6 protein-coding genes are annotated in these 6,687 nt (G+C 74.6%); 3 read left to right on the forward strand and 3 right to left on the reverse strand.

Features of this window, described 5'->3' with window-relative positions:
• A partial coding sequence (locus tag ABD317_RS32040; protein WP_344294576.1) for an MFS transporter occupies positions 1 to 1,277 on the reverse strand: 1,277 nt, incomplete at its 3' end.
• Between the two features lie 80 nt (positions 1,278 to 1,357).
• Here ABD317_RS32040 and ABD317_RS32045 point away from each other — a divergent pair.
• Complete coding sequence (locus tag ABD317_RS32045) at positions 1,358 to 2,254, forward strand: LysR family transcriptional regulator (protein WP_344294578.1); 897 nt, start codon at positions 1,358 to 1,360, stop codon at positions 2,252 to 2,254.
• A gap of 165 nt (positions 2,255 to 2,419) precedes the next feature.
• Here the strand turns inward: ABD317_RS32045 and ABD317_RS32050 are convergent, their stop codons facing one another.
• Positions 2,420 to 3,907, reverse strand: coding sequence for an MFS transporter (locus ABD317_RS32050; RefSeq protein WP_344294580.1), 1,488 nt, complete (start codon positions 3,905 to 3,907; stop codon positions 2,420 to 2,422).
• 93 nt (positions 3,908 to 4,000) lie between these two features.
• Between ABD317_RS32050 and ABD317_RS32055 the strand changes: the two genes are divergently transcribed.
• The gene (locus tag ABD317_RS32055; RefSeq protein WP_344294586.1) at positions 4,001 to 4,435 is read left to right on the forward strand and encodes a MarR family winged helix-turn-helix transcriptional regulator; all 435 of its coding nucleotides are present in this window, start codon (positions 4,001 to 4,003) and stop codon (positions 4,433 to 4,435) included.
• On the opposite strand, the gene ABD317_RS32060 is transcribed toward ABD317_RS32055, so the two are convergent.
• Positions 4,432 to 5,274, reverse strand: coding sequence for a TrmB family transcriptional regulator (locus ABD317_RS32060; RefSeq protein WP_344294582.1), 843 nt, complete (start codon positions 5,272 to 5,274; stop codon positions 4,432 to 4,434). The two genes, ABD317_RS32055 and ABD317_RS32060, sit on opposite strands and share 4 nt — an antisense overlap.
• Before the next feature lie 164 nt (positions 5,275 to 5,438).
• On the opposite strand from ABD317_RS32060, the gene ABD317_RS32065 reads away from it, so the two are divergent.
• Positions 5,439 to 6,629, forward strand: coding sequence for a sialidase family protein (locus ABD317_RS32065; RefSeq protein WP_344294584.1), 1,191 nt, complete (start codon positions 5,439 to 5,441; stop codon positions 6,627 to 6,629).
• Positions 6,630 to 6,687: the final 58 nt, after the last annotated feature.

Raw genomic sequence — 6,687 nt, forward strand, 5'->3', positions numbered from 1 at the left:
CTTCCCTCCCCGGCCGGCCGCGGCACAGCGTCCGCGTCCGGGCCCGACGCCCCCGGCCCGGCGCCCCGGGCGCCCCGGGCCGCGCTCACCCGCTCCGCCACCCACAGCACCACCGTCCCGCCCGCCAGCACCGCGCCCAGCGCCGACACCGCCGGCCAGCCGCCCCGCGCCCACACCACCGACGTCAGCGCCGACCCCGCGGCCCCACCGGCGAAGAAGCTGGTCATGAAGGCGGAGTTGATGCGGTTGCGGGCGTCGGGGCGGATGGCGTAGACGACGGCCTGGTTGCTGTTGAGCACGGCCTGCTGCGCGACGTTGAGCCCGACGATCCCGGCGACGAGCCACGGCAGCGACTCGCCCGCCACGCCCAGCACCACCCACGAGCCGGTCAGCAGCACCACGCCGGCGCCCGTCACCGCCTGCACGTGGCCGCGGTCGTTCAGCCGCCCCGCGAACGTCATCGTCACCACGCCCACCGCCCCCACCAGCCCGAACAGCCCGATCGCGGACTCCGACCAGCCGTACGGCGGCCGGGCCAGCAGGAACGTCAGCGCCGTCAGCTGCACGCTGTACGAGGCCAGCGACAGCGCGCCGAGCGCCGACCGGCGCCGCAGCACCGGCTCGTCGCGCAGCAGCGCCACGGTGGACCGCAGCAGCGCCGGGTACGACATCCCCGCCGTCCCCGTGCCCGCCGGCAGGCGCGGCAGGCGGCGGTGGAGGAGGACGGCCATGCCGGCCATGAGCAGGGCGTTGACCCAGTAGATCGTGCGCCAGCCGCCGAGTTCGGACAGCGCCCCGGAGGCGGTGCGGGCCAGCAGCCCGCCGAGCAGGATGCCGGACATCACGACGCCGACGACCCGCCCGCGCTCCTCCGGCGCCGCGAGCCCGGCCGCGTAGGGCACCACCACCTGCGCGCCGACGGACGCCAGCGCGGTGAGCACCGTGCCGGCGAGCAGCACCGGCCCGTTGGGGGCGGCGGCGGTGAGCGCGAGGAACGCGGCGGTGGCCATGAACAGCCGCACCGACAGGCGCCGCCGGTCGGTGACGTCGCCGAGGGGGACGAGGAGGATGAGGCCCAGCGCGTAGCCGGCCTGCGCGGCGGTGACGACGAGCCCGGCGAGCGTGCTGCCGACGTGCAGGTCGCGGCCGATGAGGTCGAGGAGGGGCTGGGCGAAGTAGTTGCCGGCCACGGACAGGCCGGTGGCGGTCGCCATGAGGAACAGCAGCCCGCGCCCGAGGGCGGGCGGCTCCTGCCGGGGTAGCGGGTCCGTTGTCATGGATCCAGCGTCGGCCCGGACCCATCCATGAGTCCAACACATCGTTGTCATCTGATCCATCTCGTACGACGATGGACCGCATGGAGCTGCAACAACTGCGCTACGTCGTCGCCGTCGCGGACACCGGCGGGTTCACCCGGGCCGCCGAGCGCTGCCACGTCGTCCAGTCGGCGCTGAGCCACCAGATCGGGAAGCTGGAACGGGAGCTGGGCGCCCGGCTGTTCGACCGGACGAGCCGCAGGGTACGCCCCACCCGCGCCGGCGAGGCGTTCCTGCCCGCCGCCCGCGCGACCCTCGCCGCGGCGGAGCGGGCCCGCGCGGAGGTCGCGGCGGCGACGGGGGAGGTGCGCGGGCGGCTGGCGATCGGGGCCATCCCGACGGTGGCGGCGGTGGACCTGCCGGCGGCGCTGCGGGAGTTCCACGACACGTACCCGCAGGTGCGGATCAGCCTGGCGACGGGCGCGAGCGAGCACCTGGTGCGGGCCGTCGCGGAGGGCACGTACGACCTGGCGCTGCTCGGGGTGCCGGCGGGCTTCCGCGCGGAGAAGGTCCACGAGCGCGTCCTCGTACGGGACCGGCACCTCGCCGTCGTACCGCCGGACCACCCGCTGGCGGACGCGGGGGAGACGGACCTGGCGCGGCTGGCGGAGGAGACGTTCGTCGACTTCGCGGCGGGCACGGCGGCGCGGGCGCAGTCGGAGGAGGCGTTCACGGCGGCGGGGCTGCGGCGGAGGGTGGGCTTCGAGGTGTCGTCGATGGACTTCCTGGCGGACCTGGTGCGCGCGGGCCTGGGCGTGGCGCTGCTGCCGAGCACGTTCGCGCCCCGGCTGACGGGGCTGGCGACGGTGCGGGTGGCGAACGGCCCGTCCCGGGAGGAGCGGCTGGTCTGGCCGCGGAGCCGCCCGGCTCCCGCGGCGGCGGCGTTTCTCCACAGCCTGGGGGTGGACGCGGCGGCGGCGGACGACCCGGCGGGGTAGGGCCGCGGTTCCGCCGTGCTGCCGTTCCGCGGTGCTGCCGTTCCGCGGTCTGCCGTGCTGCCGGTCCGCGGTACCGCCGGTCCGCCGTTCCGCATACGAGCGGACCCGGGCCGCACCGGCCCGGGCCCGCTCACCCCCGATTCCCCGTGTTCTGAACCGCGGCGGTCAGTCGGCCGCGTAGACGAACTCGCGGTCCTCCCGCGCCTCCGGCTCCGGACCCTGCTCCTGCTCCACCGCCGGGGGGCGCGGCCCGCGGATGCCCGACAGGGCGATGACGAGGCCGATCAGCGCCATGGCCGCGACCACGTACAGCGCCGGGTCGAAGCCGTTGAGCAGCGCACCCGAACCGGTCTCGCCCTCCGCGTTGGCGGTCAGCACCGCCGTCACGACCGCCAGCCCGATCGCCCCGCCCACCTGCAGCGAGGTGTTCAGCAGCCCGCCCGCGAGCCCCTGCTCGTGGTCCGGGATGCCCGCGGTGGCCTGGATGTTGAACGAGGCGAACGCCAGCGTGAAGCCGATGCCCAGCAGCACCATGCTCGGCAGGGTGCCGACCAGGTACGGCGCGTCCCGGTCGATGGCGAGGAACAGCACGTACGCCAGCAGGTGCGCCAGCACCCCGCCCGCGATGGTGCGCCCGGTGCCGAACCGCATGATCAGCGGGACCATCCGCGGCGAGCCGAACGCGACGATCAGCGCCGCCGGCAGGAAGCCCATCGCCGTCTCCAGCGCCGACCAGCCGAGCACCGACTGCAGGTACTGCATCACGAGGAACTGGAAGCCGAGGTAGCCGCCGAAGAACACCGCGGCGCCGAGGTTCGCACGCGCCAGCGGGCCGGAGCGCAGGATGCCGAGGCGGATCAGCGGGTGCTTGCTGCGCGCCTCGATGGTGAGGAACGCGGTCAGCAGTACCGCGGCGGCGGCGAACTGCAGCAGCGTACGGGCCGCGCCCCAGCCGACCTCCGGCGCTTCGACGACGGTGTAGACGAGCAGCAGCATGGCGCCGACGCCGGTCGTCGCACCGGGGAGGTCGTAGCCGCCGATACGCTCCTGCGGCCCCTCCTTCGGCAGCACGCGCATGGCGGCGATCAGCGCGATGACCGCGACGGGGAACGGCAGGAAGAAGGTCCAGCGCCAGCCCACCTCGGTGAGCAGGCCGGAGAAGACGAGCCCGGCGCTGTAGCCGCTGGCGCCGAAGACCGCGAAGATCCCGAGCGCCTTGTTGCGGGCGGGGCCCTCGGCGAAGGTCGTGGTGATGATGGAGAGCGCCGCGGGTGCGGTGAACGCGGCGGAGACGCCCTTCAGCAGCCGGGTCGCGATCAGCAGCCCGCCGTCGTCGACCAGCCCGCCGAGCAGCGAGGTGAGGGCGAACACCGCGACGGCGACGAGGAACACCCGGCGCCGGCCGAGGAGGTCGGCGGTGCGGCCGCCGAGGAGGAGGAGGCCGCCGTAGGTGAGGACGTAGCCGCTGACGACCCACTGCAGGGTGCTGGTGGACAGCCCGAGGTCGGCCTGGATGGAGGGGAGTGCGACCCCCACCATCGACACGTCGAGAGCGTCGAGGCCGACCACGAGGGAGACGGTCAGCAGGATGCCCCAGAGGCGGGCGTCCCACTTGGTCGAGGTCGTGGACAGATGCGGTGCGGAAGAGCTCATGACGGATGAGACTACATGCAGAAACATCTAATGCCAAAGCATTTAATGAAGTGGCATTAAGTTCATACGCATGTTACCTTGGATCGCGTGAGTGTGAGCGACGTCGGCGCCGAGCGCGCCCTGGTGGACCGGTGGCAGCGCCTCCTGGCCTGTCACGCGGCGGTGTGGGGTGCGCTGGAGCGCGAGCTGCAGAGCCGGCACGGGATCGGCGTCAGCGAGTTCGAGGCCCTGGAGGGCCTGGCGACCTGTGACCACGAGAAGTGCCGCGCGGCGGAGCTGGCCGACGCGGCGCACCTGAGCCAGAGCGCGACGTCGCGGCTGACGGCGCGGCTGGAGCGGTCGGGGCTCGTCCAGCGGGCGATGTGCGACATGGACCGGCGGGGCATCTTCGTCCTGCTGACAGAGAAGGGCCGGCGGCTGTACGAGGAGGCCAGGCCGACGCACCGGGAGGTGCTGGCGGAGGTGCTCCCGGAGCCGGCGAAGGCGTCGGCACCGACTTCGGCGCCGACGCCGGCGAACGGCCGCTAGCGGGACCCGGCCGCCCGTTCCCCCCGGGGGCGCCCCCGCGCCGCGTCACGGCTCGACGGCGCCCTCGCGCGCGGCCTGGAGGCCCGCCTGGAAGCGGGCACGGCCGCCGCCCACAGCAGCTCGAAGAGCCGGACCAGCGCCTCCAGCAGGGACCCCTCGTGGATGACGAAGGCGCTGTCGACCATCTCGTGGGCCTCGCGGCTGAACGGCAGGATGGCCGTCGAGGCGTCGGCGACGGCCAGCTTGAGCGGCACGTCCGTGTGCACCCGGGCCTGCTCGCCGGCCGCCACGACCGCCTCGAAGACGTCGAACGCCCCCGGCACCTCCAGCGCCTCCGGCGCGTACAGGCCGCGCACCCGCGCGCCCCGCGCCAGGATCTCCAGCTCCGCCCGGTTCGGCTCGGCGGGCTCCTGCGCGTAGGGCGGCCGGTCCAGGACCAGCAACTCGTGCCGCACCGACCGCTGCAGGCGCTCGAAGCGCGTCGCGACCGAGCGGCGGCCGAAGAGGATCTCCACCTGGTCCTCCGGGCGGTGCCGGCGGTCGACGGGCAGGTCGGCGAGCAGCGCGGCGGCCGCCGTCCGGGCCACGGCGACCTGGTCCTGCCAGCGGACCGCCAACTGGTCGACGGCCGCGTCCGGCCGGGTCGCGAGCAGCCGGACCGGGGCGCCGGGCAGCAGCGTCACCAGGCCCAGCTCGGTGAGCCGGCCGACCGCCGGGGCGGTCTCGGCCTCCGTACGCCCGGCCGCCGCGGCCAACTCCGCCACGTCCAGGGGCGGATGCCGGAGCAGCAGGCGGTACAGGGCCTCGTCGGCGGCGAGGACGCCGAACGGTTCGAACATGTGAAGCGGCCCCCCTCGGGCACGTGTCGGACATGTCCCGCCTGGTGGGGGCAGAGCGAGCGGCGCATGGACGCCATGGCGTCCGTTCGCCAGCAGAAGGACGTGGACATCCAGACGATCACGGTACTTCCTGGTGAGGACAACGTCACCGAGGAGAAGATCCGATGAGACCTCTTCACCGTGCGATCACCACCGCGGCGCTCGGGGCAGCGCTCGTCGGGAGCCTGTTCACGGCCGCCGCTCCCGCACAAGCCGACGCCCGGCACCCCTGGCGGTGGAAAGCGCCCGAGTGCGAACGGGTCGTCAGCGACGGCTCGCTCTCCTACACCCGCGACGGCGGCGCCACCTTCACCCCGACCACCACCGCCCAACGCCCGCCGTACTACCAGCTGGTGACGGACCTGGAGACCCTCGCCGCCCCCAACCGGCTGCTGGCCGCCGACATCAACGGCCGGGTGACCCGGTCGGCCGACTCCGGCTGCCACTGGCGCACCATCGCCTCGCTCGACAACGGCCACTGGTCGATCGCCCCGGCGCGCGACGGCAGCGCGTACGTCTGGAAACTGCGCGGCGACCGGGTCTACCGCGTCTTCGGCGGCTTCGTCCACAAGCTGCCGGCCTTCGACGCGGACGCGCTGGGCGGGCTCTACGGCCTCACCGCCGACCCGCGGCGCCCCGGCCAGCTGCGGGCCGTCACCGGCGACGGGCACGTGCTGGAGTCCCGGAACGGCGGCCGCACCTTCCGCGCCGTCGGCACCCCCGTCCCGCTGGCCGAGGCCGGCCCGCACACCTCCCTGTACGACGTGGAGATCTCCACCGCGGACTTCGACCGCATCGTCGTCGGGGTGAGCACGGCCGGGGGCTTCACCAGCGACGACGGTGGGCGCAGCTGGCAGCGCGCCACGCTCGGCGCCCCGGGCGACCGGGTCAACGGCTTCTCCGTGGCGATCTCCCCCGCCGACCCGCGCGTGGTCTACGCGAAGGCGCTCAACACCACCGAACTGGACGCGGGCGAACACGGCCGGCATCTCTACCGCTCCACCGACGGGGGCCGCACCTTCCGGCCCGTGGTCGACCAGTTCCAGGACGGCCGGGACGTGGTGATCTACAACGGCGGCTGGATCCGCCCCGACCCGGAGGACCCGGACGTCGCGTACTTCGAGTACGGCGACCCGTGGACCGGCACCAACCTCTACCGCCACGACGCGGACAGCGGCGAGCTGACGATCCGGCACTCCGGCCACCACGGCATCGGCGCGCTCGCCGTCAGCCCGGCGGACCCGGAGGTGCTGCACGTGGGCCTGACCTCGGTGCCCGGCCACACGCCGGTGTCGGGGGCAGGCGCGGGCGGGTAGCGGCGCCGCCCGGCCGCGCCGGCGGCCGGCGCCGCGCTACGGCGCTCGGCGCCGGCCG

Origin of the sequence: Streptomyces synnematoformans (assembly GCF_039531005.1) — a bacterium.
GTDB lineage: Bacteria > Actinomycetota > Actinomycetes > Streptomycetales > Streptomycetaceae > Streptomyces > Streptomyces synnematoformans.